Raw genomic sequence first — 26,727 nt, 5'->3', positions numbered from 1 at the left:
AGAACGGCGCCGGATAGTGTGAAAATGGTCAATATGGACATACGAGCCAGGAACCATGTGACGGTGACAGGCCGGGCGGACGGGCCGGTGGTGATGCTGGCGCACGGGTTCGGATGCGATCAGAACATGTGGCGCCTGGTGGTGCCGGTCCTGGAGCCCGACTTCTGGGTGGTCCTCTTCGATCACGTCGGGGCGGGGCGCTCGGACCCGTCGGCCTGGAGCGAGGAGCGCTACGCCGGCCTCGACGGTCACGCGGAGGACGTGCTGGAGATCTGCCGTGAGCTGGATCTGGGGCCGGTGGTCTTCGTGGGGCATTCGGTGAGCGCGATGATGGGGGTGCTGGCCGCCTCCCGGGAGCCCGAGCGCTTCGCCGGTCTGCTGCTGCTCACTCCCTCGCCGTGCTACGTCGACGACCCGGCGACCGGTTACCGGGGCGGTTTCAGTGCCGACGACATCGACGAGCTGCTGAAGTCGCTGGAGTCGAACTACCTGGGCTGGTCGGCGACGATGGCTCCGGTGATCATGGGCAATCCCGAGCGGCCGGAGCTCGGGGAGGAGCTCACCAACAGCTTCTGCCGCACCGACCCGAGGATGGCCCGCGTCTTCGCCCGGGCGACCTTCCTGTCCGACAACCGCGGAGACCTGGCGGCGGTCACGGTCCCCACCCTGGTCGCCCAGTGCGCGAACGACGCGATCGCTCCCCGGGAGGTGGGCGCGTTCGTCCATGCCCGGATCGCGGGAAGCGAGCTGGTCACCCTGCCCGCCACCGGGCACTGCCCCCAGCTGAGCGCGCCCGGGGCGACCGCCGACGTGATCGCCTCCTTCGCCGCCGAGGTGGGCCGGTGAGGGGCGCGTCCCACGACGGGCACGGCTACGGGAGGGGCTCGGGCGACGACGCGGACGGTGAGCGGGCGTACTCCGAGCTGCCGGAGGACAGCGCCGAGGACCTCTACGAGAACGCGCCCTGCGGATATCTGTCCACGCTGCCGGACGGGCGGATCACCAAGGTCAACAAGACGCTGCTGGACTGGCTCGGCCACCGGCGCGACGACCTGGTCGGGCGCCAGCGGTTCGCCGACCTGCTCACCGTCGGCGGCAAGCTCTACCACGAGACCCACTTCGCTCCGCTGCTGTCCATGCAGGGTGAGGTCCGCGGCATCGCGCTGGAGCTGAAGGCCGCCGACGGCTCGCGCCTGCCGGTCCTGGTGACCTCCACCGTCAAGACCGGTGAGGACGGACAGCCGCTGCTGATCCGCACCACCCTCGTCGACGCCCGCGACCGGCGCGCCTACGAGGACGAGTTGCTGCGTGCCCGGCAGGAGGCCGACACCGAACGCGACCGTCTCAGAACCCTGGCGACCACGCTGCAGAGGACCCTCCTCCCCCCTGCCCTGGACGACGTGCCCGGTCTGGACGTCGCCGCCCACTACCACATCGCCTCCGTCGACGAAGTCGGCGGCGACTTCTACGACTTGTTCCCCCTCACCCAGGGGTCCTGGGGGCTCTTCCTCGGAGACGTGTGCGGCAAGGGAGCCGCCGCCGCAGCGATCACCTCCCTGGCCCGCTACACCCTGCGCGCCGCCGCGGTCTACGACCCGGACCCCGCGGCGGTGCTCCGCAACCTCAACACCGTCCTGAACCACGAGTACAACGGGTACGACCCGCGGTTCTGCACCGTGATCTTCGGGCTGCTGACCCCCGTCGGCGAGCAGGGCGCCTTCAGGATCACCCTGGCCAGCGGCGGGCATCCGCCGGCCCTCCTCATGCGCGCCGACGGCAGCGCCGACTACCTGCCCACCCCGGGCGGCCAGCTCGTCGGCGTCCTGCCGGACGCCCACATCGCCACCACCACCGTGCGCCTGGACCCCGGGGACACCCTGCTCCTGTACACGGACGGCCTCACCGAGGCCCACACCGACCAGTCCGGGGGACGCTACGGCGACGAAGCGCTCGTGGACTTCGCCCGATCACTGGCCCCGACCACCGCGTCGGGCGCGGTCCAGGCCCTGAGCAACCTGCTCGACGCCCTCGGCTCCGGCGTGGACGACGACACCGCCGTCCTGGCCATCAACGTGCCGCGACCACCCGGTCCGGCCATCAAGGCGCCCCGGACGCCCGGTGAAGAGCAGCGGTGAGCCCCCTCGCCCCGCGCACGCGCGCCGTCCCCGGCGGGCACGTCGTCGAGCCGGGCGGCGCTCGCGCCCACCGCAGCGCCGCGCGGGGCCCCCACCCACACCGCACGCCCCGTGAGGCGGCGTCCGCCCGGGCCGACGGCCGATCGAGGCGCCGGTGGACGGCGAGCCCCGCTTCGCGCCGCCGGCGGAACCGGGGCGCCGGAAGTCCCGTGAGGTGGCGTCCCGCCTAGGGTGGCCCCGCCGGAACCCGCCGCCCGCCCCACCGGAGTACGCCCATGCCCCTCCCGTACGTCCTCCTCTCCGCAGCCGTCTCCCTCGACGGCTACCTGGACGACACCGGCCCCGAACGGCTCCTGCTCTCCTCCCCGGCCGACTTCGACCGGGTCGACGAGGTGCGGGCGTCCGTCGACGCGATCCTGGTCGGGGCCGGCACGATCCGGGCCGACAACCCGCGGCTCCTGGTCAACTCGGCCGAGCGGCGAGGCGCCCGGGTCGCGGCCGGGAAGGCGGAGTACCCGCTCAAGGTGACGGTCAGCGCCACCGGCGAACTGGACCCGGCGGCCGCGTTCTGGCACACCGGCGGCGAGAAGCTGCTCCTCACGACGGACGAGGGCGCCCGGCGGGCCCGCGCGCTGGGACTCGCCGCCGACGTGGTGCCGCTCGGCGGGGCGTTCGACTGGCGGGCGGCGCTGGAGCACCTGCACGACGAGCGGGGAGTGCGGCGGCTCATGGTCGAGGGAGGGGGGACCGTGCACACCCAGCTGCTGCGGCAGGAACTCGCCGACGAACTGCAGCTCGTCCTCGCCCCCCTGCTCGTCGGCGACCCGGACGCGCCCCGCCTGTTCGGTCCGGGGGCCTACCAGGGCGGGCGGCTGCGGCTGGCGGAGTCGCGGCGCATCGAGGACGTCGTGCTGGCGCGGTACCTGCCGACCGCCCCGGGCACCGGCGGCCGGGTGACCGCCGCGGACCGGCACTGGCTCGCCCTCGCCTGCGAGCTGGCCCGGCTGTGCCCGCCCTCCGGGACGGCGTTCAGCGTGGGGGCGGTCGTGGTCGCCGCCGACGGCACGGAGCTGGCGCGCGGACACTCGCGGGAGGGCGGGGACCCCGTCGTGCACGCCGAGGAGGCCGCGCTCGCCAGGACCGATCCCGCCGACCCCCGGCTGACGGCCGCCACGGTGTACAGCAGCCTGGAACCGTGCGCCCGCCGCGCCTCCCGGCCCGCGCCCTGCGCCCGGCTGATCCTCGACGCCGGGGTGCGGCGCGTGGTCACGGCCTGGCGGGAGCCGGACACCTTCGTGCCGGGCGCGGACGGCGGCGGGGTGCTCGCCGCCGGGGGCGCCACCGTCGTCGTACTGCCCGAGTACGAGGAGCGCGCGAAGGCTCCCAACCGCCACCTGGAGGGGTAGCGGGACACGGATGTGCATTCAGCCCCCGGGATGACGTACAGTGGAGACACAACGGCGCGGGGTGGAGCAGCTCGGTAGCTCGCTGGGCTCATAACCCAGAGGTCGCAGGTTCAAATCCTGTCCCCGCTACTGAAACCGAAGGCCGGAATCCCTTGAGGATTCCGGCCTTCTGTGCGTTCTGGTGCGTTCACCCGGTCGGCCCGCACGGCTCGCCGCCCGCCCCCGGTCCGGGAAACCTGGAGACGGGACGGCAAGCGGCGTGGACGTCAGGGGCGGCGGGAGACGAGTGGTGCGGCCAGGTCACGTGGACGACGAGGGAGCGTACGCCAGGGCCGGCGGCCGGCTCCCCGGCGATCCCGCGCCCGACCCGGGCCTCGGCAGCGAGGCGGTGGCGCTGCCGCCCACCGCGACCGAGCGGCCGCGGCGAACCCCGTACGGGCGCCGCCTGGTACGGCTGCTCCCGGTCCTGCTCATCGTCATCGCCATCCTGTACGACATCTTCACCCCGAGATACTTCACGGCCGGCCCCCTCTACACGGCCGCGCCGCTGGTCGCCGCCCCCCTCTACTCGCGGCGCGGCACGGCGCTCACCGGTGTCGCCGTGGTCGCCGCCGTCGTCGGGCTGCAACTGAGCAAGGGCGTCGCCCACTACGTGGACTCCCTGACGGAGCTGATCACCATCGCGACGGTCGCCGCCCTCGCGGTCTTCGTCAACGCCTTCGTCCGCCGCACCGGAGAGCGCCTCGTCACCGTCCGCGAGATCGCCGAGGCCGCCCAGCGTGCCGTGCTGCCCGAGCCCGCCGAACGGATCGGCGGCTTCGAGATCGCCGCCTGCTACGAGGCCGCGCAGGCCGACGCCTTCATCGGCGGTGATCTGTACGCGGTGCAGGACAGCGCGCGCGGCGTCCGGCTCATCGTCGGGGACGTGCGCGGCAAGGGCATGGGCGCGGTGGCCGCCGTCGCCGTCGTGATCGGCGCCTTCCGGGAGGCCGCCGAGCAGGAGGCGACTCTGGAGGCGGTGGCCCAGCGCCTGGAGCGGGCGCTGGCGCGCGAGGGCACCCGGCGCGACGGGCTGGACGCCTTCGAGGGCTTCACCACCGCCGTCCTCGCCGAACTCCCCCACGGCGACGGGGTCGTGCGGATCGTCAACCGCGGTCATCCGCCCCCGCTGCTGCTCTACGCCGACGGCACCCTGCGCCCGCTGCCCGCCCGGGAGTCGGCGCTGCCGCTCGGGATGGGCGAGCTGGGCGTGTGGCCCGACCGGGCCCAGGAGGACGCCTTCCCGGGCGGAGCCACACTGCTCCTGCACACCGACGGGCTGTCCGAAGCGCGGGACGCCCGGGGCGAGTTCTACGACCCGCACGAGCGGCTCGCCGGCTGCGTCTTCCGGCATCCGGGGGAACTGCTCGCCGCCCTGGCCGAGGACGTGCGCCGGCACTCCGGGGGCGGGATGGCGGACGACATGGCGCTGCTCGCCGTACGCCGGCCCGCGCGTGAAGAGCTTGATCATTGTCACCAACGGTGACGTGACGACCGCCCTGCGCATAACAACTGATACACCATCAGAAAATCGCGGCGTGAAGGGGAATACTGAGGGGCGGTCAACTCGTCCGGTTTTCAGTGCTCCTGGGGGATGCGTCCCGGCCGGATTCGTTAATGATCAAGAGGAACAGCTTGGAATCCGAGCCCCGCGTCTATTAACGTTCGATAACGCAGCGCGGTCGTCCCAGCCGTCACAGAAGGCGGCTCCGTGCGCACGCGCCGAATCCCGCGAGGGAACCGGGGAACCACCACCTTGGGGTGAATCGCTCGTACGACGCCGTGGAGACACGGCGGTTATACGCGCGTAGGAGACCTTCCTGCTCCGAACCCGTCAGCTAACCCGGTAGGCGGAAGGAAGGAAAGGAGTACGCCCACGTGGCGTCCAACCGGCCTGCCCCCGAGGCCCCGTTCGTGCCGAGCACGCACGACACCGACACCTTCGGCTACGACGGCTACCGCACCGAAGAGGGCCCCTGGGAGGAGTGGAATCCCACCGCGGATTCCGTTCGCCCCGTGCGCGGCCGGCACCGCGTGGCCAAGCAGCGCGGCGGACTCGCCCGCAGCTCCACCGTCCTCGGCGTCGGTGTCATAGCCGCGGTCGGCGCGGGCGGGATGGCCAGCGCGCAGACCGGCAAGCCGCCGGTGTCCATCTCCATGCCCGACCTGCCCAACGTCGGCTCGCTCATCTCGGACGACGAGGAGCCGGAGCCGCAGGGTTCCGCCGCCCCGCTCAGCGGCATCGGCGTGGCCGCGACCGCCGACACCGCGGAGGGCGCCCCCGACGCCGGTGAGACGCTGCGGGCCCGGATCATGGCGCAGGCCGAGCAGCAGCAGGCCCAGGTCGAGACCAAGGCCGCCGCCGAGGCCGCGGCCGCCGCCGAGAAGAAGGCCGCGGAAGCCGCCGCCAAGGCGGAGAAGGAGGCCGAGGCCAAGGCCGCCGCCGCCAAGAAGAAGGCGGAGGAGGAGGCCGCGAAGAAGGCCGAGGCCGAGCGGCTCGCGAAGCTGGCCGAGCAGTACACCCTGCCGACCTCCTCGTACACGATCTCCTCCAGCTTCGGCCAGGCCGGCGCCTACTGGTCCTCCGGCTACCACACCGGCCTCGACTTCGCCGCGCCCACGGGCACGCTGCTCAAGGCGGTGCACAGCGGCACCATCACGTCGGCCGGCTACGAGGGCTCGTACGGCTACAAGACGGTGCTGACCCTCGACGACGGCACCGAGATCTGGTACGCCCACCAGTCGTCCATCAGCGTCAGCGTCGGCCAGAAGGTCACCACCGGTGACGTCATCGGCCGTGTCGGTGCCACCGGCAACGTGACCGGGGCCCACCTCCACATGGAGGTCCACACCAGCGACGGCGGCGGGATCGACCCGATGGCCTGGTTGCAGAGCAAGGGCCTGACCCCCTGACCGACACCGTCCACGGCCCCGCCGGTCCCCGGCGGTCCTGACGGCGACCCCCCGACGCCAGGGCTGCCGGTCCGCGGGATTTCCGTCCCGCTTGCGGAATCACCGGATCCGTCGTCGTCGTTGACGCAGGACATGACTTCTCTGCGCAAGCTCGGCTCCTCGGACCTCGAGGTCTTCCCCCTCGCTCTCGGCGGCAACGTCTTCGGCTGGACCGCTGACCAGGACACCTCCTACGCCGTCCTCGACGCCTACACGGCCGCGGGCGGCAACTTCCTCGACACCGCCGACTCGTACTCCGCGTGGGTCGACGGCAACAGCGGCGGCGAGTCCGAGACCATCGTCGGCAAGTGGCTCGCCTCCCGGGGCAACCGCGGCGACGTCGTCCTCGCCACCAAGGTCAGCCAGCACCCCGAGTACCCGGGGCTGTCCGCCGCGAACATCAAGGCGGCCGCCGACGCCTCGCTGCGCCGCCTGGGCACCGACCACATCGACCTCTACTACACCCACTTCGACAAGCCCGAGGTGCCGGTGGAGGAGATCATCGGGGCGCTCGACGAGCTGGTGAGGGCGGGCAAGGTCCGGTACATCGCCGCCTCCAACATCTCCGCCGAGCGGCTCGCGGCGTCCCTGGAGTTCTCCGACCGCGAGGACCTCGCCCGGTACGTGGCGCTCCAGCCCCACTACAACCTCGTCTCGCGGGACACCTACGAGGGCGGACTGCGCGACCTCGCGGAGCGGGCCGGCCTGTCCGCCGTGCCGTACTACGCCCTCGCCTCCGGATTCCTCACCGGCAAGTACCGGTCCGGGACGGCCGTCGACAGCCCCCGGGCGGGCGGCGCGGCGAAGCACCTGGAGACCGAGCGGGGCCGACGGGTCCTGGCGGCCCTGGACGAGATCGCCGAGGCCCACGACGCCCCCGTCGCCACGGTCGCCCTGGCCTGGCTGGCCGCGCAGCCGACGGTGGCCGCCCCGATCGCGTCCGCCCGCACGGTGGAGCAGCTCCCGGCGCTGCTGGGGGTGGCGGACCTCTCGCTCACCCCGGACGAGGTGGCCCGGCTGGAGCGGGCGTCGGTCTGACGGGCCGGACCCCGACGGCCTACGGGTGGAGGCGGGGCCGGGCGTACGGGAGGTACTCGTGAGGGGCGTGGTACGGCGGAGGTGACGGCGCGAGGACCGGTGCGGTGGGGGCGTACCCGTAGAGGCCGTGGCCGGGGTACGGCCCGTACATCCCGTGGCCCGGCCAGGGCGGCACGGGCGGTGCCGTGGCCCGGGCCGCGTGGTCCAGCGCCGGGCGGGCCACAGCGCGCCGCTGCCACAGGGCCTCCAGCAGTTCCCGCTCCCGTACGACGAAGTCGGCGCCCGCCCGGCCCCGGCGCCCCCGTTGCCGCAGGAACGCCAGCGAGGTCGCGTACGCCTCGTACCGCGCCACCGTCCGCGCCGCCTCCTTCCCGGCGTGCCGGCGGGCGTGCTGCCGGGCGATGCGGCGGGCCCGCATCGAACCGAGCGCCTGCGGCTCCGCGGGCGACAGCCACCCGGCCATGACGTACGCGGGCAGCTCGGCGCGCACGGTCGCCAGTTCGCGTTGCCGGGTCCAGATCACCAGCCAGGTCAGCAGGCCGAAGGACGGGAGCATGAAGGCCGCGTACACGGCGAAGAAGCCGTACTCGCCGAACGCGGCCGAGCCGTTCCACAGCGCGTGCACGCCCATCGCGAGCAGCAGGCCGGTCAGGGGGAGCAGGGCCCGGCGCCCGCGGTGCCGGCCCGCGGAGAGCGCGGCGATGCCGAAACCGATGCCGGTCAGCACGGTGAAGAGCGGGTGGGCGAAGGGCGACATCACGATGCGGACGAAGAAGGTCGCCGCGGTGACGGACGCGATGCCGCTGCCGCCGGTGAGCTGGTCGGTCCCGAAGGCGGTACCCAGGTAGAGGATGTTCTCGGTGAAGGCGAAGCCGGTGGCGGTGACGCCGGCCACGACCACCCCGTCGACGATGCCGGTGAAGTCGCGCCTGCGGAAGACGAAGACCAGCAGGACGGCGGCGGCCTTGGCGGACTCCTCGACGACCGGCGCTATGACGGTGGCGCCCAGGGTGTCCGCGCCGGACGGGTCGGCGGTGGCGGTCGCTATCCATCTCGTCGCGAAGCTGTTGGCGACGATCGCTATCAGCGCCGCCGCGCAGGCGCCCCAGGCGAAGCAGAACAGCAGGGTGCGCCAGGGCCCCGGCTCGACCCGGTCCAGCCAGCGGAAGGCGGCTATGAGCAGGGGCACGGGCAGCACCGCGAGGCCGAGCCCCACCAGGAAGCCCTGCGTGCCGGTCTGTTCGCGCACCAGGGCCAGGATGACCAGGCCCGAGAGCGCGAGCAGGGTGACGAGCGCGCCGTAACGCACCCAGGCGCGCTGCCACCAGTGCGGATGCCTCCGCGGATGCTCGGGCGGACGCGTCGGGTACGGGGGACTGGTGGCCACGGCATGGACCCTAACCGGTGGGGGGCTGCTGCTCCTTGTGGTGACCGCGGTGCTGGTCGCGGTGCTGATCGTGGTGCTGCTCGCGGTTCGGCTCGCGGTGCCGGCCGCCGGGTGGCACGGGGTGTGCCGCGAGGTGCTGTACGCGGCGGAAGAGCAGGTCGTTCACCACATGTCCCTTGTCCAGCCCCTGGCCCTCGAAACGGGTCCGGGGCCGGTGGGCGGGGCGCGGCGCGAAACCACCGTCCGGCACGGTGTTCTCGAAGCCGGGGTGCGCGGTGAGCACCTCCAGCATCTGCTCGGCGTACGGCTCCCAGTCGGTCGCGCAGTGCAGGACGGCGCCCGGGGCCAGCCGCGTCGCGGCCAGGGTCAGGAACTCGGGCTGGATCAGCCGGCGCTTGTGGTGCCGCTTCTTGGGCCAGGGGTCGGGGAAGTAGACGCGCAGCCCGGCGAGGGAGTCGGGGGCGAGCATCTCGCGCAGGAGGATGATCGCGTCGCCGTTGCCCACCCGGACGTTGGACAGGCCCTCCCGCTCCGCGAGGCCCAGCAGATTGCCCTGGCCCGGGGTGTGGACGTCCACCGCGAGGATGTTGGTCTCCGGGTCGGCGGCGGCCATCCGGGCGGTGGCCTCGCCCATGCCGAAGCCGATCTCCAGGACGACGGGGCGGTCGTTGCCGAACAGCTCGGCGAGGTCGATGACCCGCTGACCGTCGATGTCCAGGCCCCACGTGGGCCACAGCCGCTGCAACGCGTCCGCCTGCCCCGCGGTCACCCGGCTCCGTCGGGGCTGGAAGCTCCGGATCCGCCGCTCGAAGTGCGACCCCGCGGGATCGGGCTTCGGCCCGTCCGGGAAACGGGGCTCGCCCTTGGCACGGGTGTGCCTCAGGTCGTCGCCGGCATGGGGGGCGGGTGGCTGGGGAGCGTCGGAGGCGCTGCGGAAATCAGACACAGTGCCATCGATTTTACGGTCAGTGGCCCCGGTCATGAGTCTCCCAGCGCGGCCAGCGCCCTGCGCCCCACCTCCCGCCCGATCGGCAGCGCCGCCGTCGCCGCGGGGGACGGCGCGTTCAGGACGTGGACGGCGTGGGCGCCCTCGCGGACGAGGAAGTCGTCCACCAGCGTCCCGTCCGCCAGTACCGCCTGCGCCCGCACCCCGGCCGGCGACGGCACCAGGTCACCGTCCGTCACGGCCGGCAGCAGCCTGCGCACGGCCGCGGTGAACGCCCCCTTGGACAGCGACCGGCGCAGCTCGCCCGCTCCGTACCGCCAGTGCCGTCGGGCTATCTGCCACGAGCCGGGCCAGGCCAGGGTGGCGCCCAGCTCGCGGGGCCGCACCACGTCCCAGCCGTAGCCCTCCCGGGCGAGGGCCGGCACCGCGTTCGGCCCGACGTGCACGCTTCCGTCGATACCGCGGGTCAGATGCACCCCGAGGAACGGGAACGCCGGGTCCGGCACCGGGTAGACCAGGCCCCGCACCAGTTCCGGACGGGCCAGCTCGTAGTACTCACCGCGGAAGGGGACGATCCGCATGCCCGGGTCGTCGCCGGTCGCCCGGGCGATCTCGTCGCAGTGCAGCCCGGCGCAGTTGACCAGCACCCGGGCGCGGAGCACGTCCCCGGAGCGGGTGCGGACGGCCACCCCGAGGCCCGGGCGCCGGTCGATGTGCCGGACCTGCGCGCCGTAGCGGATCTCGGCGCCCGAGGCCCGTGCCAGTTGCCGGGCCACGGCCACGTAGTCGCAGACGCCGGTCGTGCCCACGTGTATGGCGGCCAGGCCGCGCACCTCGGGCTCGTACTCCGGGATCTGGGCCGCGCCCAGCTCGCGCACCGGTATGCCGTTCTCCCGGCCGCGCTGGACGAGGGCGTGCAGCCTGGGCAGCTCGGAGCGGTGGGTGGCGACGATCAGCTTGCCGGTGACGGCGTGGGCGATGCCGTACTCGGCGCAGAACTTGACCATCTCGGCGCAGCCCCGCACCGCGTAGCGGGCCTTCAGGGAGCCCGGGCGGTAGTAGACGCCGCTGTGGATGACGCCGCTGTTGCGGCCCGTCTGGTGCCGGGCCGGGCCCGGTTCCTTCTCCAGGACCGTGACCCGGGTGCCCGGCGCGGCGCGGGTGATCGCGTACGCCGTCGACAGGCCGACGATTCCGCCGCCGATCACCAGCACGTCGCAGTCGTACGCGACGTGCCGCGCGACCGCCGTCCGCACTCGTTCCATCTCCCGGCCCACCTCCCGACTCCGATAGTGCACTGCGCCACTGACAATGCCCTCAAACCCGGGAGGCGCGGCGGATCAGGCCGTGGTCATCAGGAGCGGCCGGGCGCGCTCGCGCAGCTCGACCACGCGCGGCTCGTCGCCGTACGGCTCGAGGCGGTGGAGGAGGTCCTTGACGTACTCCGTGGTGCGGGCCGAGGAGATGCGGCCGGCGACCTCCACCGCCCGCACGCCCTGCTCGCAGGCGGCGTCCAGATTGCCCGACTCCAGCTCGGCCACCGCCGAGACGACGAGCCGGAGGCCGTGCGAGCGTACGAACTCCTCCGTCGGTTTCGACAGGGCCTGCTCGGTGAAGCGGCGGACCTGGCGTGGTGCCTTCAGGTCGCGGTAGCACTCGGCGGCGTCGGCGGCGAACCGGTCGTAGGAGTAGAAACCCAGCCACGTCGGGTCGCTGTCGCCGGGACGGGCGCGCTCCAGCCAGCTCTCGGCGGCCTTGAGGGCGGCCCCGGCCGCCGGGGCGTCGCCCGCACGCGCGTGTGCGCGGGCCTCGACCAGGCGGAAGAAGCTCATGGTGCGCGCCGTGGCCAGGCCGCGGTTGCGTTCGAGGGCGGCCTGGGCCAGGTCCACGCCCTCGTCGCCGAAGCCGCGGTAGGTGGCCTGGAGCGACATGGAGGCGAGCACGTAGCCGCCCAGGGGCACGTCGGCCGCGGCGCGGGCCAGCCGCAGGGCCTGGATGTAGTACCGCTGGGCCGCCTCCTGCTGGCCGGTGTCGAAGGCCATCCAGCCCGCCAGGCGGGTCAGTTCCGCCGAGGCGCCGAACAGGGCGCGGCCCACCTCGTCGGAGTAGGAGCCGAGGAGCAGCGGGGCCGCCTCGACGCGTAAGCACTCGGGGACCATCGACGAACGCCAGTCGCCGCCACCGTACTTGGAGTCCCAGCGGCGGGCGTCCTCGGCGGCCTCCCGCAGCTTCTGCACGTCACTGTGGCCGACTTTGAGCGGTGCGCCGGAGCCCTCGGCCGGGCTCGCGTCGCGCGCCACCGAGCTGTCGGCCGGGGTTATCAGCCATCGCGAGGCGGGTGTCGCGTACGCGCTCACGGCGAACGATCCGGCGAGGGACTGCCAGATGCCGCCGCCCGCGCGGCGTCCGGCGAGGTCGAGACGGTACAGCTCGGTGGCGGACCTGACCGCCTGGCCGACGTCCCGGGGGAAGGCGAGGCCCACTTCGGGAGCGGGGTCCGCGTCCGCCAGGCCGATCTCGTGGAGCGGCACCGGGCGGCCGAGCTTCTGGCCGATGGCGGCGGCGATGAGGTGCGGCGCGGCACCCTGCGGCACCATGCCCTTCGACACCCAGCGCGCCACCGACGTCTTGTCGTAGCGAAGCGTCAACCCGCGTTGAGCGCCGAGGTCGTTGACCCGCCGGGCGAGGCCGGCGTTGCTGATTCCCGCGAGGGCGAGAACGGTGCCGAGCTTTTCGTTCGGCCCGCGTTGCTCCCTGGACATGCGCCACCCCTCGACACAGACGGCTGCCGCGCTGGCATAACCATGCGGCATTCGTAAACCCAGCGTAGTTCGCCGGATCCCATGCGTTAAGAGGCATTGTTCCGGATGGCGGGATTGTGGTCCGTACTGAAGTGCGGTGCCTGTACGGTCCGTTGCCGCGTGCTCCCGGTGTGTGGCCGTGCGCCCGCCCGTGCGCTCTTCTCCGGCCACCGGGGGAGCGGTTCCATGGGCGACGCGTGGGTCGGCCCGCTGTACTGGATCCAGTGGGCTGGGGGACACCGCCGCCTACATCCCCGCGGGCGGCGGACGGGTCCGGGGGGTGTGCCTCGCCTCCCGGACCGCGCACCGCCGGGCGGTGCGCAAAGCCTGTACGGAGCGTGTTCGAACGTGTCCGCGTGACGCCGATTTGGCTGAAAACCGCCCCTGTCGTTTCCGGGGTTCCACGGCCCTCACCACGGGAGTTGAGGGCGCGTCGGGTAGCCAAAGGGCGCGTTGTGGGGGCGCATTCGCGTCGTCTTCACGCCCTCCGGACAGGGAGTCGACCTCCTCGGGTGGATACCCGAGGAGGCGCGTTCACGGGAGCACATGCGGCTCCGCCGATGCTCTGCGGCGCGCCCTTCATGGCAGCATGGGACCAGTTCGTACGGTGCACTGGTTGTCCCCAGCCTGTGGAGGCGTCGATGCGGTGGTTGGTGGGGTGGAGCAGCGCCGCCGTGGGAGCAGCGGGGATCGCCGGGGCGGGCGGCTCCGCGGGGGCCACCGGGTACGACGGCGAGACCGTACAGCCCGTGGGCGCCCAGCCGTTGTGGGGCGACCCCGATCCCCTGTGGGCGGTCGGCGACTGGCGCCCCGACGAGGTGCGCGTCGTCACGGTCGATCCTCAGACCCGGATCGCCGTCCTCGGTATCTGCGGCGCGACCGACGAACAGCTGCGCGTCGGACTGTTCGCCGCGCGCGGAGGGGCACTTCGGCACCTGACGGCGTGGCCCGGCAGCTACACGGCCGTCGTCCAGGTGGGGCGGCGGATCACGGTCTGCGGTGACCTCGCGGGCGCGCGCCCGGTGTTCCACACCCCGTGGGAGCGCGGCACGGCGTACGCGACGGCCGCGCTGCCCCTGGCCGACCTCGTGGAGGCCAACCTCGACTTCGGCCACCTCGCCGCGCTGCTCGCCGCCCCCGACGTGCCGGCCGCGCTGGACGACTCCACCCCGTACGACGGCGTGAAGCGCGTTCCGCCGGGGCATGCGCTGATCCTGCGCGCCGGGGCGCGTGAGATCGCCGGGTACGAGCAGCAGGCCTCGCTCGCCGTGGCGGCGCCCTCGGCCGACCCCGACCGGGCGGTGGACGGTGTCCGGGACGCCCTGGTGGAGGCCGTGCGCACCCGCCTCGCCGCGCCCCGGCACGTTCCCGGCGACGGTATCGACCCCGGCCCGGTGCCCGGCATGGGGCCCGCGGAACGGCGTGCCGCGCGCGGGATGCCGGTCCCGGGGATCGGCGCCGACCTGTCCGGCGGGCCTGCCTCGGGAACGCTGGCGCTGCTGGCCGCGGGGCTGCCCGGGATGCCGGGGACCGTGCTCGGGCACGGCACCGGGGCGGGCGAGCGACTGCTGGCCGTCACTTTCAACGACCTCGCCGTCGGCGGGCAGGAGGCCGAGCTGGAGCGGGCGGGCGCGCTGGCGGCCAACCCGCGGCTGCACCACGTGGTCGTCGCGGGCGGCGAGGAGGTGCTGCCGTACGCCGCGCTGGACGGGCCGCTGACGGACGAACCGGGCTCGGTCCTGGTCGCGGCGGCCCGGCACCGGGCGCGGCTGGCCGCGGGCAGCGCCGACCACTTCACGGGGTACGGGGCGCGGCAGGTGCTGGACGCGCACCCGGCGCGGCTGGCCGACCTGCTGATGGACCGCAAGCGGCGCCATCTCGTGCGGCCGGTCGCCGCGCTGGCCAAGGCGGACGGCTCGGTGCTGGTCCCCGCGCGCGTGTACGGCGCGGCCCGGCGGCTGGCGCGGACGCCGTACCGCACCGGGCTGGAGGTGCTCGCCGAGCGGCTGCTGCGCCGGCGCTTCGACGCGCCGTCGGACGGTGGCGGGGCCATGGAGGCCTCGCTCGCCGTGCTCACCTGGGCGGGGCCCGGGCCGGCGGCGCGGTGGCTGACGGGGGAGGCGCTGGCTGAAGTATCGGTTCGCCTCCAGACGTCCTCGCAGCGGTCCGGGGTGGGCCCCGGGCAGCGGCCCGGTGACTTCCGCGCGCGGGCGGCGCTGGCCCGGCAGGCGGCGGACGTGCGGGTGCTGGAGCAGGCCGCCGAGATCCGCTTCCAGCGACTGCACACGCCGTTCCTCGACAACCAGGTCGTCCGCGCCTGCCGTGCGCTGCCGGAGGCGCTGCGGGTGCAGCCGGGGGCGCGGGCGGCGATTCTGCGCAGGGTGCTGGAAGGGGCCGGGGTCAGCGAGTTGCCGAGCGGCTGGGGGGCGCCCTCGCAGGCGGTGGCGGCCTCCGCGGCGCGGACGGGGCTGCGGGTGGCCGCGGACTCGCTGCTGGAGCTGTTCGACACGCCGCTGCTCGCGGAGGCGGGGCTGGTGGAGGCGCGGGTCGTGCGCAAGGCGGTGCGGGCGGCGGCCGCGGGTGAGGCGCTGCCGCTGGCGGGGCTGGCGGACCTGGTCTCGCTGGAGCTGTGGCTGCGGCGGCTGCTCGCCCGCCGGGGGACCTGCTGGACGGGGACGCCGGCTCGGCAGCGGGCGGTACCGGCGGGGATCGCTCCGCAGCGGGGGGCGTTGGGTGGGGCGGGGGCGGTTGTGCGGCGGGGGTGACGGGGCCTCCCGCGGTTGGGCGGGGTGCCTGCGGGGGCCTCCGGCGGTTGGGCGGGGTGCCTGCGGCGGCCTGCGGGGGTTTGGTGGGGTGCGGGGCGCCTGCGGCGCCTGTGCGGGTTCGGGGGTGGTGCGGGTGTCTTGCCTGCGGCGGCCGGTGCGGGTTCGGGGGTGGTGCGCGTTGCGCGGTGCGTGGTCTGTGGGTCGGGGCCGTGCCAGGGGGTGTCCGTCCTCGGAACGGCGCGGAATCGGTCGGGGAACAGGGTTCCGTCCGTTGACGCGCCAACCGCTGCGGGCGGGCACCCCCCGGCACGGCCCCTTCTCGCCGTACGCGCCTACGCGCAGCTGAATCGCGACTGGGCCCAGTCCGCCAGCGCCAGGGAGTCGAAGGGCTCGTGCGGCTCGACCACCAGGCGTACGGTCTCGCGCCCCGTGAGGTCCACGTGGACGGGTACCGCCGGGTCTCCGCCCTCGACCGGGCCCGAGCTCCACAGGCGGGTGCCGTCGGCGTACACGGAGAAGTGGACCTTGCCGAGCTTCATCGTCAGGTCGTCGGTGCCTACGAGTGCGTCGTAGGACGAACAGGGGCGGTTGAGGGCGATGGTCACGGAGGAGCGGCCGTGCACCGTTACTCCGTGGGCGTACCGCTCGCCGCCGATCGACAGGGCGGACCGCTGCCACACCCAGCTGCTCCCGGCCAGCCGCATCTCGGGGCCGGTGCCGTCGCCGGTGATGTCGTACGCCAGCTCGTTCCACTGGTAGACGGCCGGGGCGGGTGGTGGTGTCGGGGGTGGCGGCTCGGGGGGTGGTGTGGGGGTGGGCGTGGGTGAGGGAGTGGGGGTGGGCTTCGGGGCGGACGCCGGTGTGGTGGGTGTGGGTGTGGGTGTCGGGGTGGTGGGGCTGGGGGGTGGGGGAGGGGAGGGTGGGGGGGCGGACGCCGGGGGGTGGGGGCGGGTGGGGGGTGTGGGGGTGTTCGGGGCGGGTTCGGCCACCGGTGAAGAGGCGGGCGGGCCCGCCTGTGGCGGCTGTTCGGTCGGGGCGTCGTCGCCGGCCAGCGCGAAGACCAGCGCGGCCGCGGCGGCCACCGCCACGACACCGGCCGCGATCCCCGCCTTCACCGGCGCGCTCAGGCCCTCGGAGGCCGCCGCGCCGCCACCACCGCCCGCCGCTGCCGCACCCGCCGCACCGGCGCCCGCGCTCCCGGCGACGAGCCCCGCCGCCTTGGCGTACCCGGCGGCGCCGAACCAGCCGATGACCGCGACCGGAACCACGGCCGGGATACCGCTCGCGACCTCCTCGATCTGCGTGGCGGCCAGCCGGCACCTGGCGCACTCCTCCAGGTGCTTGCGCAGACCCCGTTCGGCCCGGGTGCGCAGCCTGCCGCGCGCGTAGGTGCCGAGCTGGTCGGCGTACCGGGCGCACAGCTCGTCGGTGGCGAGGGCGTCGCTGACGTGGGCCTGGAGATAGGCCTGCTTCAAGCCCTCACGGGCGCGGCTGGCGAGCACACGGGTGCCATTGGCGTCCAGCCCGAAGAGCACGGCCACCTCGCTCGGCGACTCGTCCTCGACCTCCGTGTGCCACAGCACGGCCTGCCACCGCTCCGGCAGGGAACGGAAGGCCCGCATGGCCATCGACTGCTCGGCCTCGTGCATGGCGCGGACGTCGGCGCCCAGTTCCAGCGTGTCGTCGTCCGGCGTCCGGGGGGTGTGCGCGGACTGTGCGGCGAACACCGCGAAGTCGTCGACCAGATGCTCCCGTCCCGCCGACCGGGTCCAGCCGGCGGCGACGCGCCGGACCGCGGTGAGGAGGTAGGCGCGCACGGCGTGCTCCGGGCCCGATCCGCCGCGCACCGCCTGGAGCATGCGGGCGAAGACCTCGGCGGTCAGGTCGTCCGCGGTGTGGGCGTCACGGCAGCAGGTGCGCGCGTACCGGCGCACCGCGTCCGCGTGGCGCCGGTACAGCTCCTCGTAGGCCGTGTCGTCGCCCGAGCGCATCCGCCCGATCAGCTCCGCGTCGGAGGACGGCAGCTCGCGCGGCGGGGGCAGCACACCGTCGTCGTACGGCTCGCGGAGCGGCGGGAGGACGCTGTCCTCGTGCAACTCGCGCTGGGCCGGGACACCACCCTCCGCCGGAGTGCCGCGCCGCGGGACCTGGGCCGGTCCGCCCTGGCCCGGAACCTGCGGCGGACCGCCGGGTCCGGTGACGTCGTCACCGAGTGACCCGTCCCGCCCGTCCACACTCATCGCGGAAGGCCTCCGCCACCCGACCAGCCAGTCCCGAACACCGGGTCAGCGTGCCATACCGGCTTCCGGTGAGAACCCCACGATGCGGACCATCACTCGTCCGTGGGGTTTTCGGGCGACGGAGTGGTGACGCTCAGCCGTTCGGGGAAGGAGGACTCTCCGTCCCCACGGCACCGCGCTCTCACGCCGGCCGTGACCGCAGTCCCTCCAGCAGGATGTCCAGCAGCCGGGCCGAGGCCGCGGCCTGCTGCGCGGCGTCCGGCAGCGAGGGCGCCGCGGTGGCTATCACCAGCAGCACGTCCGACACCGAGACGTCCGGCCGCAGCTCGCCCGCCGCCCGCGCCCGATCCACCAGTCGGCCCACGACCTCGAGCAGCGCCGCCGCCCCGTCGTCGTCTGCCAGGGAAGCCACCGCACCGACCGCGACGCCGGCGGACGCGGCCGCCTCGGACATCAGCCGCAGCTCCCCGGAGCCCGGCTGTATCCGCTGCTGCGGCACGCGCGGCTCACCGGACGCGACACCGGCGGGAGCGCCGACACCGGCGGCACCGCCGTCGGCGTCGTCCGCCACCCCGACCCGCAGGACCTGCGGCGGCAGCAGCCGGCCGGCGCCCGAGGCCACCGACGTCCGCAGGAAGCGCGACAGCGCCGACCACGGCTCGTCCTCCTGCCCGAGCGCCGCCCGGGCCTGGTCCGTGAGCCGGGCCGTCTCCTCCTCGGCTATCCGCCGCACCAGGACGTCCTTGCTCGGGAAGCGCCGGTACACCGTGCCGACACCGACCCGTGCGCGCCGTGCCACGTCCTCCATCGGCGCGCCGTACCCCAGCTCGCCGAACACCTCGCGTGCCGCGCGCAGCACGTGCTCCAGATTCCGCTGGGCGTCCACGCGCAACGGCGCGGTCCGCGCCCCGTCCCCGCGTGCCCCGCCCGTCGCCGCGGTCATCGCGCCACCGGGCGCGACGGTTGACGCGGACGACCAATGAGAGTCCTGAACATGCATGACAATCCCCCGGTAATGACGTCTCCCCCCGGAGACTCTCCCCGCCATCGAAAGCCGGAGTGCGTGGAACGGCTCGGTGCCGAGGCCCGCCCGTCGCGGACCGCTGAGCGCATTCCCCTACACGCCGTGGGAGAGAACATAGTTGAGCGGGGGTCAATTCAGAAGGGGCAGGTTCCGCACGGAGCGCCCACCGATCGGAGTACGGATCGTATACGTCCCGTATGTTCCGCCTTCCGCGCTCGTGCTCACCACCGCTGACCTGCGCGATCGTGCCGCTCCACGCCGGTCCCGCCCGCCCCGCGCCCCGGTGATCTCCGGTCACACAAATCGACGAGCCTGTGGACAAACGCAAGCGTCGGGTGCGTCATGGGATGGTGAAGGAACGTGCGCGCATTCTCGTTGTCGGCGGCGGCTACGTCGGGATGTACACGGCCCTGCGTCTGCAGCGGAACCTGAGAAACGAACTGCGGCGGGGCGAGGCCGAGATCACGGTCGTCACGCCCGACCCCTACATGACGTACCAGCCGTTCCTCCCCGAGGCGGCGGCCGGCTCCATCTCCCCGCGGCACGTCGTGGTCCCGCTGCGCCGTGTCCTCGACCAGTGCGACGTCGTCATCGGCGAAGCGCGGTCCGTCGACCACACGACGCGCACCGCCACCCTCACCACCCTCGCCACCGAGGAGGGCGCGGGGCCCCGCCGGCTGACGTACGACGAACTCGTCCTCGCGCCGGGCTCCGTCTCGCGCACCCTGCCCGTCCCCGGCCTCGCCGACCACGGCGTCGGCTTCAAGACCGTCGAGGAGGCCATCGGGCTGCGCAACCACGTCCTCGAACAGATGGACATCGCCTCCTCCACCCGCGACCCCGCCCTCCGCGACGCCGCCCTCACCTTCGTCTTCGTGGGCGGCGGCTACGCGGGCGTGGAGGCCCTCGGCGAGCTGGAGGACATGGCCCGCTACGCCGCGCGGTACTACCACAACGTCACCCCCGACGACATGAAGTGGATCCTCGTCGAGGCCTCCGGCCGCATCCTGCCCGAGGTCGGCGAGGAGCTGGGCCGCTACACGGTCACCGAACTGCGCCGCCGCAACATCGACGTACGCCTGGACACCCGCCTGGACTCCTGCGTCGACCGCGTCGCCGTCCTCAGCGACGGCTCCCGCTTCCCCACCCGCACGGTCGTCTGGACGGCCGGCGTCAAACCCCACCCGATCCTCGCCGCCACCGACCTCCCGCTCGACGACCGCGGCCGGCTCAGGTGCACCCCCCACCTGTCGGTCGACGGCGCCCCGCACGCGTGGGCCGCGGGAGACGCCGCCGCCGTCCCCGACGTCACCGCCGAGGAGTCCGGCCGGGACTGCGCCCCCAACGCCCAGCACGCCGTCCGCCAGGCCAGGGTCCTCGGCGACAACATCGCGCACGCCCTGCGCGGCGAACCCCTGGACACCTACGCGCACAAGTACGCCGGTTCCGTCGCCTCCCTCGGCTTCCACAAGGGTGTCGCGCACGTCTACGGGCGCAAGCTGAAGGGCTACCCGGCGTGGTTCATGCACCGCGCCTACCACCTCAGCCGCGTCCCCACCGTCAACCGCAAGGCACGCGTGCTGGCCGAATGGGCCCTCGCCGGACTCTTCAAACGGGAGATCGTCTCCCTGGGTTCACTCGAACATCCGCGAGCGGAGTTCGAACTCGCGGCCGGTGGAAAGCCTTCTCAGGAACCTCCGCGCAACCCGAAGGGGTCGTCCTGAGCGGACTCAGGAACTCCACCGGGCGGCCCGGCGTCTGACGGATGTCGGCCCGGCCGGCACCCTGCCAGACTGGGCCCGCACCGCGGGCGCGCCGCCGCTCGCCCACGCGCGGCCCGCCGGGGCCCCGGCCGCCCCCCGGCCCGTCCCGGTCACCGGCCGTCGACAACTACACGAGGCAAGGATTCGTGAACTTCACGCGCTGGAGCGCCCGTCTCCCCGGAACGCAGCGCCGCGCCGCAGCGCGGACCGACACGACCGTCTCCCCGGACCGGCGGGGAGACGGCTCCGTACCCGCCGCCCGCGCCGAACAGCTGACCGACGAGGCCCCGCCCGTCCCCGCCGTCGACGACCTCCCCGTGCGCGACGTCCTCGACCGCGTCCCGGCCCTCGTCGCCCTCGTCCACGGCCCCGACCACCGCCTCGCGTACGTCAACGACGCCTACGTCACGGCCTTCGGCACCCGTCCCGTGGGCCAACGGGCCCACGAGGCGCTCCCCGAACTCGACGAACTCGGCCTCTTCCCGCTCCTGGACCAGGTCCAGCGCAGCGGCAGACCCCGCACCCTCAAGTCCCGCAAGGCACCCGACGGCCGCTCCTACACCTTCACCTGCGCCCCGGTCACCGAGGACGACACCGGCGGCGACCGCGGCGTACTCGTCTTCGCGACCGACGTCACCGACCACGCCGAGGCCGCCGCCCGCCTGCGCGCGAGCGAACGCCGGCAGCGGGAGACCGCCGTCACCCTCCAGCGCTCCCTGCTCCCCCAGGAGCTGGAGGAGCCCGACGACCTGCGTGTCGCCGCCACCTACCACCCCGGCGGCACCGAGGCCGCGGTCGGCGGCGACTGGTACGACGTGATCACCCTCGGCGGCGGCCGCACCGCCCTGGTCATCGGCGACGTCATGGGCCGCGGCGTCCGCGCGGCGGCCGTCATGGGCCAGCTCCGTACGGCGGTCAGGGCCTACGCCCGCCTCGACCTGCCCCCGCACGAGGTGCTCCAGCTCCTCGACGGCCTCGCCGCCGAGATCGACGCCAACCAGATCGCCACCTGCGTCTACGCCATCCACGACCCCAACGAGGGCCGGCTGGTCTACGCGTCCGCCGGGCACCTGCCGATCCTGGTCCGCGACCAGAGCGGCACCGTCGAGCGCGCCGACGAACCCACCGGCCCGCCGCTCGGCACCGGCGGCTGGATGCACACGTCCGGCTCGATCCCCCTGGCCCCCGGCTCCACGGCCGTCCTCTACACCGACGGCCTGGTCGAGCGCCGCAACGAGGACCTCGACGAGGGCATCGCCGCCCTGGAACGGGCGCTGTCCGGCGCGACCGGCACCCCCCAGGTGGTCTGCGACCGCCTGGTCCGCTCGGCGGGCGTCACCCCGGACCACGACGACGACGTGGCCGTCCTCGTCCTCCAGCATCCCGCCCGCAAGGGCGCGGAGGCCGAGCGCTTCCGCAACGCCGCCCTGGAACTGCTCGGCGGGGTGGAGGCGGCCCCCCGCGCGCGTGCCTTCGCCTCCGGCGTCCTCGCCAGCTGGCGGTTCCCCACCGACCTGCACGACCTGGGCGTCCTGGCGACCAGCGAACTGGTCGCCAACTCCCTCCAGCACGGCACACCCCCCATGCGGCTGCGGCTGCGCCGTACCGACCGCCGTCTGATCATCGAGGTCACCGACGGCGACGACCACCTCCCCAGACGCCGCCGCGCGGAGCCCGGGGACGAGTCCGGCCGGGGCATCGCCATCGTGGCGACGATCGCCTCCAACTGGGGGTCCAGGCGCACGCCCGGGGGCGGCAAGGCGGTCTGGTGCGAGTTCGTCCTGCCGAAGCCGTGAGCCCTCGGCAGGGGTGAGCCCTCGGCACGGGTGAGGGCTCAGGTGACCGGCCGCGCTCACGCCTCCGCGGCGGCCACCGCGTCGGCAGGGGCCCCGCCCTGCGTCACCACCCGGCTCCTGGCCAGCGACGGCTGGTTCTGGACGTCCGTCAGCTCCCGCCCCAGCCGCACCGCCAGCACGGTGATGCCCAGCGAGAACAACAGGAACGCCACGATGTACGGCGCGTGCAGCGAGGCCCCGAGAGGCCCACCGACGGCCGGTCCGATGGCCAGCGCGAGCTGCTTCACCAGGGCGAAGGCGGAGTTGTACTGCCCGGCCAGCCCGGTCGGCGCGAGATCCGCCACCAGCGGCGCCAGCGTCGGCGACAGCATCGCCTCACCCAGCCCGAAGAGCGCGTACGTCGAGATGAAGGCGGCCGTCGCCATCGTCTGGCTCCCGTGTCCGAGACCGGCGTACCCGGCCACCGCCCACGCCACGGCCCAGATCAGGCCCACGGCCGCGATCACACGGGACCGCTTGCGACGCTCCACGAACCTCAGCACCGCGAACTGCGCGACGACGATCATCAGGGTGTTGGCCGCCAGCGCGGTCCCCAGCGCGGACGTGGTGATGCCGGCCGCTTCGACGCCGTACGCGCTCAGCCCCGACTCGAACTGCCCGTAGCAGGCGAAGAAGAGCACGAAGCCCAGGACGCACAGTTGCACCATGGCGCGGTTCCCCAGCAGCTGCTTCCAACCGCCGCCCGACTGCCCCGGGGCCTCCTCCATACGGGGGGAGCGCGGCGTCCGCACCGTCACCATCACCGCGACCAGCAGCAGGAACATCGCCGCCTCGATCGCGAACAGCAGGGTGAACGACGAGGCGCTCGTGGTGTCGACCAGGTGACCGCCGATGAGTCCGCCGACGCCGAGTCCCAGGTTCTGCAGGAAGAACTGCATCGCGAAAGCCCGTGACCGGGTCTCCGCGGTGGAGCAGTCCACGATCATCGTCGCGAGCGCGGGCTGCATCACGGCCTGCCCCGCACCCAGCGCGGCAGCGGAGAGCAGCACCGTCGCCGCCGAGGCCGACAGCCCCAGGCACAGTGCACCGAGCGCGGCCGTGACCAGGGCGACGAGCAGTACCGGTAGCGGGCCCCGCCGGACGATGGCCCGTCCGGCGAACGGCAGCACGATCAGCGCGGCCACGGCGAAGACGGCGAGTACGAGACCCGCCGTCACAGAACCCAGTCCCCGTACCTGCGCCACGTAGACGTACAGGTAGGGGACTGTGAAGCCGAGCCCGAACGCGCTGAGTGCGTTGCCCACATGAATCCGGCGCATCGCTGCGCCCATTGCCCTGGTCACGTTCACCCTCTCTTGGGTCGATCGCTCCAGCCGTTAGGCCTGAAGACTTAGAAGCTAAAGTTCGAAGCTAAAGAGTACACAGCGAAGGACTTCGAGGCAAAGGAGTCGCGTGCCATACTGCGGCCATGGGCGACACCTCCGGCGCCGGCGAGCCGACACTCGAAGAGCAGATCGCCGCCTACCAGCGCGAGTTCCAGGACCTCGACCCCCAGGTCGAGAAGATCGTCTCGGCGCTCTCCCGCCTGAACCGCCGTATGAACGTCGCGTACGGCCGTCAGACCGCTGAGCTCGGCATCAGCAACACCGACTGGGAGGTACTGAAGGCGCTCGTCCTGTCCGGCGCCCCCTACCGCCTGGGCCCCGGCGACCTCGCCAAGCGGCTCGGACTGACGCCGGCCGCGATGACCCACCGCATCGACCGCATGGTGACGGAGGGGCTGGTCACCCGGGAGCGTGACGAGACCAACCGGGTCCGCGTCATCGTGGAGCTGACGTCCGAGGGAAGGGGGAAGTGGCTGGAAGCCATGCGCCTCGCCTCCGTCTTCGAGGAAGACCTGCTCCAGGACCTCTCCGCGGACGACCGGACCGCGCTCGGCGAGGTCCTCACCCGTCTGCTGCGCAGGGTGGAACACGCTCAGCCCGACGCCGGCGGCCGGCTCAGCGACCTCGATTAAAGATCTTGACAGGCGTGCTTGACAGCCCCCTGGGGGATCCGTAAGGTTCTTCGGGTTGCCACGGGGCCGTAACGGTTCTGCGGTAGCACCTCCGCCGCATCAGCGGCACCCAAACCACCAGCACGACCCCCCACCGGGAATGTATTCGGCATGTCCGAATTCAATTCCGATTGGGCTCGGCGGTCCGATCACCTCGATTGGGAATCGCCGGGAGAGTCCGCTAAGGTTTGAGACGTCGGAACGGCCCAACGGCCGCGAGGACAACCCCCTCTGACGGGGAATCAGAGCCCGAAAGGATCTGATAGAGTCGGAACCGCCGGAAAGGGAAACGCGAAAGCGAGAACCTGGAAAGCACCGAGGAAATCGGATCGGGAAGATCTGATAGAGTCGGAAACGCAAGACCGAAGGGAAGCGCCCGAAGGAAAGCCTGAGAGAGTCTCTCGGGTGAGTACAAAGGAAGCGTCCGTTCCTTGAGAACTCAACAGCGTGCCAAAAGTCAACGCCAGATATGTTGATACCCCGACCTGATCGGATCTCTGATCGGGTTGAGGTTCCTTTGAAAAAATACAGCGAGGACGCTGTGAACGGTCGGATTATTCCTCCGACTGTTCCGCTCCCGTGATGTAAAGCATTCACGGAGAGTTTGATCCTGGCTCAGGACGAACGCTGGCGGCGTGCTTAACACATGCAAGTCGAACGATGAACCACTTCGGTGGGGGATTAGTGGCGAACGGGTGAGTAACACGTGGGCAATCTGCCCTGCACTCTGGGACAAGCCCTGGAAACGGGGTCTAATACCGGATACTGATCCGCTTGGGCATCCAGGCGGTTCGAAAGCTCCGGCGGTGCAGGATGAGCCCGCGGCCTATCAGCTTGTTGGTGAGGTAGTGGCTCACCAAGGCGACGACGGGTAGCCGGCCTGAGAGGGCGACCGGCCACACTGGGACTGAGACACGGCCCAGACTCCTACGGGAGGCAGCAGTGGGGAATATTGCACAATGGGCGAAAGCCTGATGCAGCGACGCCGCGTGAGGGATGACGGCCTTCGGGTTGTAAACCTCTTTCAGCAGGGAAGAAGCGAAAGTGACGGTACCTGCAGAAGAAGCGCCGGCTAACTACGTGCCAGCAGCCGCGGTAATACGTAGGGCGCAAGCGTTGTCCGGAATTATTGGGCGTAAAGAGCTCGTAGGCGGCTTGTCACGTCGGTTGTGAAAGCCCGGGGCTTAACCCCGGGTCTGCAGTCGATACGGGCAGGCTAGAGTTCGGTAGGGGAGATCGGAATTCCTGGTGTAGCGGTGAAATGCGCAGATATCAGGAGGAACACCGGTGGCGAAGGCGGATCTCTGGGCCGATACTGACGCTGAGGAGCGAAAGCGTGGGGAGCGAACAGGATTAGATACCCTGGTAGTCCACGCCGTAAACGGTGGGCACTAGGTGTGGGCAACATTCCACGTTGTCCGTGCCGCAGCTAACGCATTAAGTGCCCCGCCTGGGGAGTACGGCCGCAAGGCTAAAACTCAAAGGAATTGACGGGGGCCCGCACAAGCGGCGGAGCATGTGGCTTAATTCGACGCAACGCGAAGAACCTTACCAAGGCTTGACATACACCGGAAAGCATTAGAGATAGTGCCCCCCTTGTGGTCGGTGTACAGGTGGTGCATGGCTGTCGTCAGCTCGTGTCGTGAGATGTTGGGTTAAGTCCCGCAACGAGCGCAACCCTTGTCCCGTGTTGCCAGCAAGCCCTTCGGGGTGTTGGGGACTCACGGGAGACCGCCGGGGTCAACTCGGAGGAAGGTGGGGACGACGTCAAGTCATCATGCCCCTTATGTCTTGGGCTGCACACGTGCTACAATGGCCGGTACAATGAGCTGCGATACCGCGAGGTGGAGCGAATCTCAAAAAGCCGGTCTCAGTTCGGATTGGGGTCTGCAACTCGACCCCATGAAGTCGGAGTCGCTAGTAATCGCAGATCAGCATTGCTGCGGTGAATACGTTCCCGGGCCTTGTACACACCGCCCGTCACGTCACGAAAGTCGGTAACACCCGAAGCCGGTGGCCCAACCCCTTGTGGGAGGGAGCTGTCGAAGGTGGGACTGGCGATTGGGACGAAGTCGTAACAAGGTAGCCGTACCGGAAGGTGCGGCTGGATCACCTCCTTTCTAAGGAGCACTTCTAAGCCAGGCTTGCCTGGTTCAGAGGCCAGTACATCAGCGAATGTCTGATGCTGGTTGCTCATGGGTGGAACGTTGACTACTCGGCACGATCGGCTTGATGGATCACTAGTACTGCTTCGGCGTGGAACGTGAGTCCTGAGAGTGGTTCGTGTCGGGCACGCTGTTGGGTATCTGAGGGTACGGCCGTTGGCCTGCTTTCAGTGCCGGCCCCAGTGCACTCGGGATGTTGTCCCGGGGTGATGGG

17 protein-coding genes, 1 tRNA gene, 1 rRNA gene and 1 riboswitch are annotated in these 26,727 nt (G+C 72.3%); of the genes, 12 read left to right on the top strand and 7 right to left on the bottom strand.

Going from position 1 to position 26,727, the window contains the following annotated elements:
• Positions 1 to 33: 33 nt before the first annotated feature.
• The 7 genes from SAM23877_RS16925 to SAM23877_RS16895 all read left to right on the top strand — a co-directional run bounded on the left by SAM23877_RS16925 (position 34) and on the right by SAM23877_RS16895 (position 7,570).
• Positions 34 to 846: an alpha/beta fold hydrolase gene (locus SAM23877_RS16925; RefSeq protein ID WP_053133483.1), complete on the top strand. Its 813-nt coding sequence runs from the start codon at positions 34 to 36 to the stop codon at positions 844 to 846.
• Entirely contained in the window at positions 843 to 2,135 is a 1,293-nt protein-coding gene (locus SAM23877_RS16920; protein WP_053133480.1) for a PP2C family protein-serine/threonine phosphatase, read from the top strand. The genes SAM23877_RS16925 and SAM23877_RS16920 overlap by 4 nt, the downstream gene beginning before the upstream one ends.
• Before the next feature lie 275 nt (positions 2,136 to 2,410).
• Positions 2,411 to 3,541, top strand: coding sequence for a dihydrofolate reductase family protein (locus SAM23877_RS16915; protein WP_053133477.1), 1,131 nt, complete (start codon positions 2,411 to 2,413; stop codon positions 3,539 to 3,541).
• A 55-nt stretch (positions 3,542 to 3,596) separates the two neighbouring features.
• Positions 3,597 to 3,670 (top strand) — tRNA-Met (locus tag SAM23877_RS16910).
• Between the two features lie 175 nt (positions 3,671 to 3,845).
• Entirely contained in the window at positions 3,846 to 5,066 is a 1,221-nt protein-coding gene (locus SAM23877_RS16905) for a PP2C family protein-serine/threonine phosphatase (RefSeq protein WP_053133474.1), read from the top strand.
• Between the two features lie 224 nt (positions 5,067 to 5,290).
• A riboswitch (cyclic di-AMP (ydaO/yuaA leader) is annotated at positions 5,291 to 5,448 on the top strand.
• A 10-nt stretch (positions 5,449 to 5,458) separates the two neighbouring features.
• On the top strand, positions 5,459 to 6,493 hold the full coding sequence (locus tag SAM23877_RS16900; protein ID WP_053133471.1) for a M23 family metallopeptidase: 1,035 nt from the start codon (positions 5,459 to 5,461) through the stop codon (positions 6,491 to 6,493).
• Between the two features lie 132 nt (positions 6,494 to 6,625).
• Positions 6,626 to 7,570 carry an aldo/keto reductase gene (locus tag SAM23877_RS16895; protein ID WP_053133468.1) on the top strand — a complete coding sequence of 315 codons (945 nt, stop codon included), beginning with the start codon at positions 6,626 to 6,628 and terminating at the stop codon, positions 7,568 to 7,570.
• 19 nt (positions 7,571 to 7,589) lie between these two features.
• Here SAM23877_RS16895 and SAM23877_RS16890 read toward each other — a convergent pair whose 3' ends face one another.
• The 4 genes from SAM23877_RS16890 to SAM23877_RS16875 form a co-directional block, all read right to left on the bottom strand.
• Positions 7,590 to 8,957 carry a PrsW family intramembrane metalloprotease gene (locus SAM23877_RS16890; protein ID WP_053133465.1) on the bottom strand — a complete coding sequence of 456 codons (1,368 nt, stop codon included), beginning with the start codon at positions 8,955 to 8,957 and terminating at the stop codon, positions 7,590 to 7,592.
• Positions 8,958 to 8,967: 10 nt separating this feature from the next.
• Positions 8,968 to 9,903: a tRNA (guanosine(46)-N7)-methyltransferase TrmB gene (trmB, locus tag SAM23877_RS16885; protein ID WP_244902954.1), complete on the bottom strand. Its 936-nt coding sequence runs from the start codon at positions 9,901 to 9,903 to the stop codon at positions 8,968 to 8,970.
• Positions 9,904 to 9,935: 32 nt separating this feature from the next.
• Entirely contained in the window at positions 9,936 to 11,168 is a 1,233-nt protein-coding gene (gene lhgO, locus SAM23877_RS16880) for an L-2-hydroxyglutarate oxidase (RefSeq protein WP_053133462.1), read from the bottom strand.
• Between the two features lie 75 nt (positions 11,169 to 11,243).
• Positions 11,244 to 12,665, bottom strand: a complete 1,422-nt coding sequence (locus SAM23877_RS16875) for an NsdA family TPR-like regulatory protein (RefSeq protein WP_053133459.1) — start codon at positions 12,663 to 12,665, stop codon at positions 11,244 to 11,246.
• 680 nt (positions 12,666 to 13,345) lie between these two features.
• Here SAM23877_RS16875 and SAM23877_RS16870 point away from each other — a divergent pair.
• The gene (locus tag SAM23877_RS16870) at positions 13,346 to 15,469 is read left to right on the top strand and encodes an asparagine synthase-related protein (protein ID WP_053133456.1); all 2,124 of its coding nucleotides are present in this window, start codon (positions 13,346 to 13,348) and stop codon (positions 15,467 to 15,469) included.
• Between the two features lie 332 nt (positions 15,470 to 15,801).
• Here SAM23877_RS16870 and SAM23877_RS16865 read toward each other — a convergent pair whose 3' ends face one another.
• Both SAM23877_RS16865 and SAM23877_RS16860 read right to left on the bottom strand, forming a co-directional pair.
• Positions 15,802 to 17,709 carry a sigma-70 family RNA polymerase sigma factor gene (locus tag SAM23877_RS16865; protein WP_053133452.1) on the bottom strand — a complete coding sequence of 636 codons (1,908 nt, stop codon included), beginning with the start codon at positions 17,707 to 17,709 and terminating at the stop codon, positions 15,802 to 15,804.
• Positions 17,710 to 17,890: 181 nt separating this feature from the next.
• On the bottom strand, positions 17,891 to 18,709 hold the full coding sequence (locus SAM23877_RS16860; protein WP_053133449.1) for a TetR/AcrR family transcriptional regulator: 819 nt from the start codon (positions 18,707 to 18,709) through the stop codon (positions 17,891 to 17,893).
• A 371-nt stretch (positions 18,710 to 19,080) separates the two neighbouring features.
• Between SAM23877_RS16860 and SAM23877_RS16855 the strand changes: the two genes are divergently transcribed.
• Both SAM23877_RS16855 and SAM23877_RS16850 read left to right on the top strand, forming a co-directional pair.
• Complete coding sequence (locus tag SAM23877_RS16855) at positions 19,081 to 20,457, top strand: NAD(P)/FAD-dependent oxidoreductase (protein WP_053133446.1); 1,377 nt, start codon at positions 19,081 to 19,083, stop codon at positions 20,455 to 20,457.
• A gap of 185 nt (positions 20,458 to 20,642) precedes the next feature.
• The gene (locus SAM23877_RS16850; RefSeq protein WP_053133442.1) at positions 20,643 to 22,292 is read left to right on the top strand and encodes an ATP-binding SpoIIE family protein phosphatase; all 1,650 of its coding nucleotides are present in this window, start codon (positions 20,643 to 20,645) and stop codon (positions 22,290 to 22,292) included.
• 56 nt (positions 22,293 to 22,348) lie between these two features.
• Here SAM23877_RS16850 and SAM23877_RS16845 read toward each other — a convergent pair whose 3' ends face one another.
• Positions 22,349 to 23,623, bottom strand: coding sequence for an MDR family MFS transporter (locus SAM23877_RS16845; RefSeq protein WP_053133437.1), 1,275 nt, complete (start codon positions 23,621 to 23,623; stop codon positions 22,349 to 22,351).
• Between the two features lie 137 nt (positions 23,624 to 23,760).
• Here SAM23877_RS16845 and SAM23877_RS16840 point away from each other — a divergent pair, with 137 nt between their 5' ends.
• A complete protein-coding gene (locus SAM23877_RS16840; RefSeq protein ID WP_053133435.1) occupies positions 23,761 to 24,309 on the top strand; it encodes a MarR family winged helix-turn-helix transcriptional regulator in 549 nt (182 codons plus the stop codon).
• Positions 24,310 to 24,940: 631 nt separating this feature from the next.
• Positions 24,941 to 26,468, top strand: a 16S ribosomal RNA gene (locus SAM23877_RS16835).
• The last annotated feature ends 259 nt before the right edge of the window (positions 26,469 to 26,727 follow it).

The sequence above is a fragment of the Streptomyces ambofaciens ATCC 23877 genome (genome assembly GCF_001267885.1).
Taxonomy (GTDB): Bacteria; Actinomycetota; Actinomycetes; order Streptomycetales; family Streptomycetaceae; genus Streptomyces; species Streptomyces ambofaciens.
Note: the sequence above shows the minus strand (reverse complement) of the source record. Positions and strands in the feature narration are given on the sequence as shown.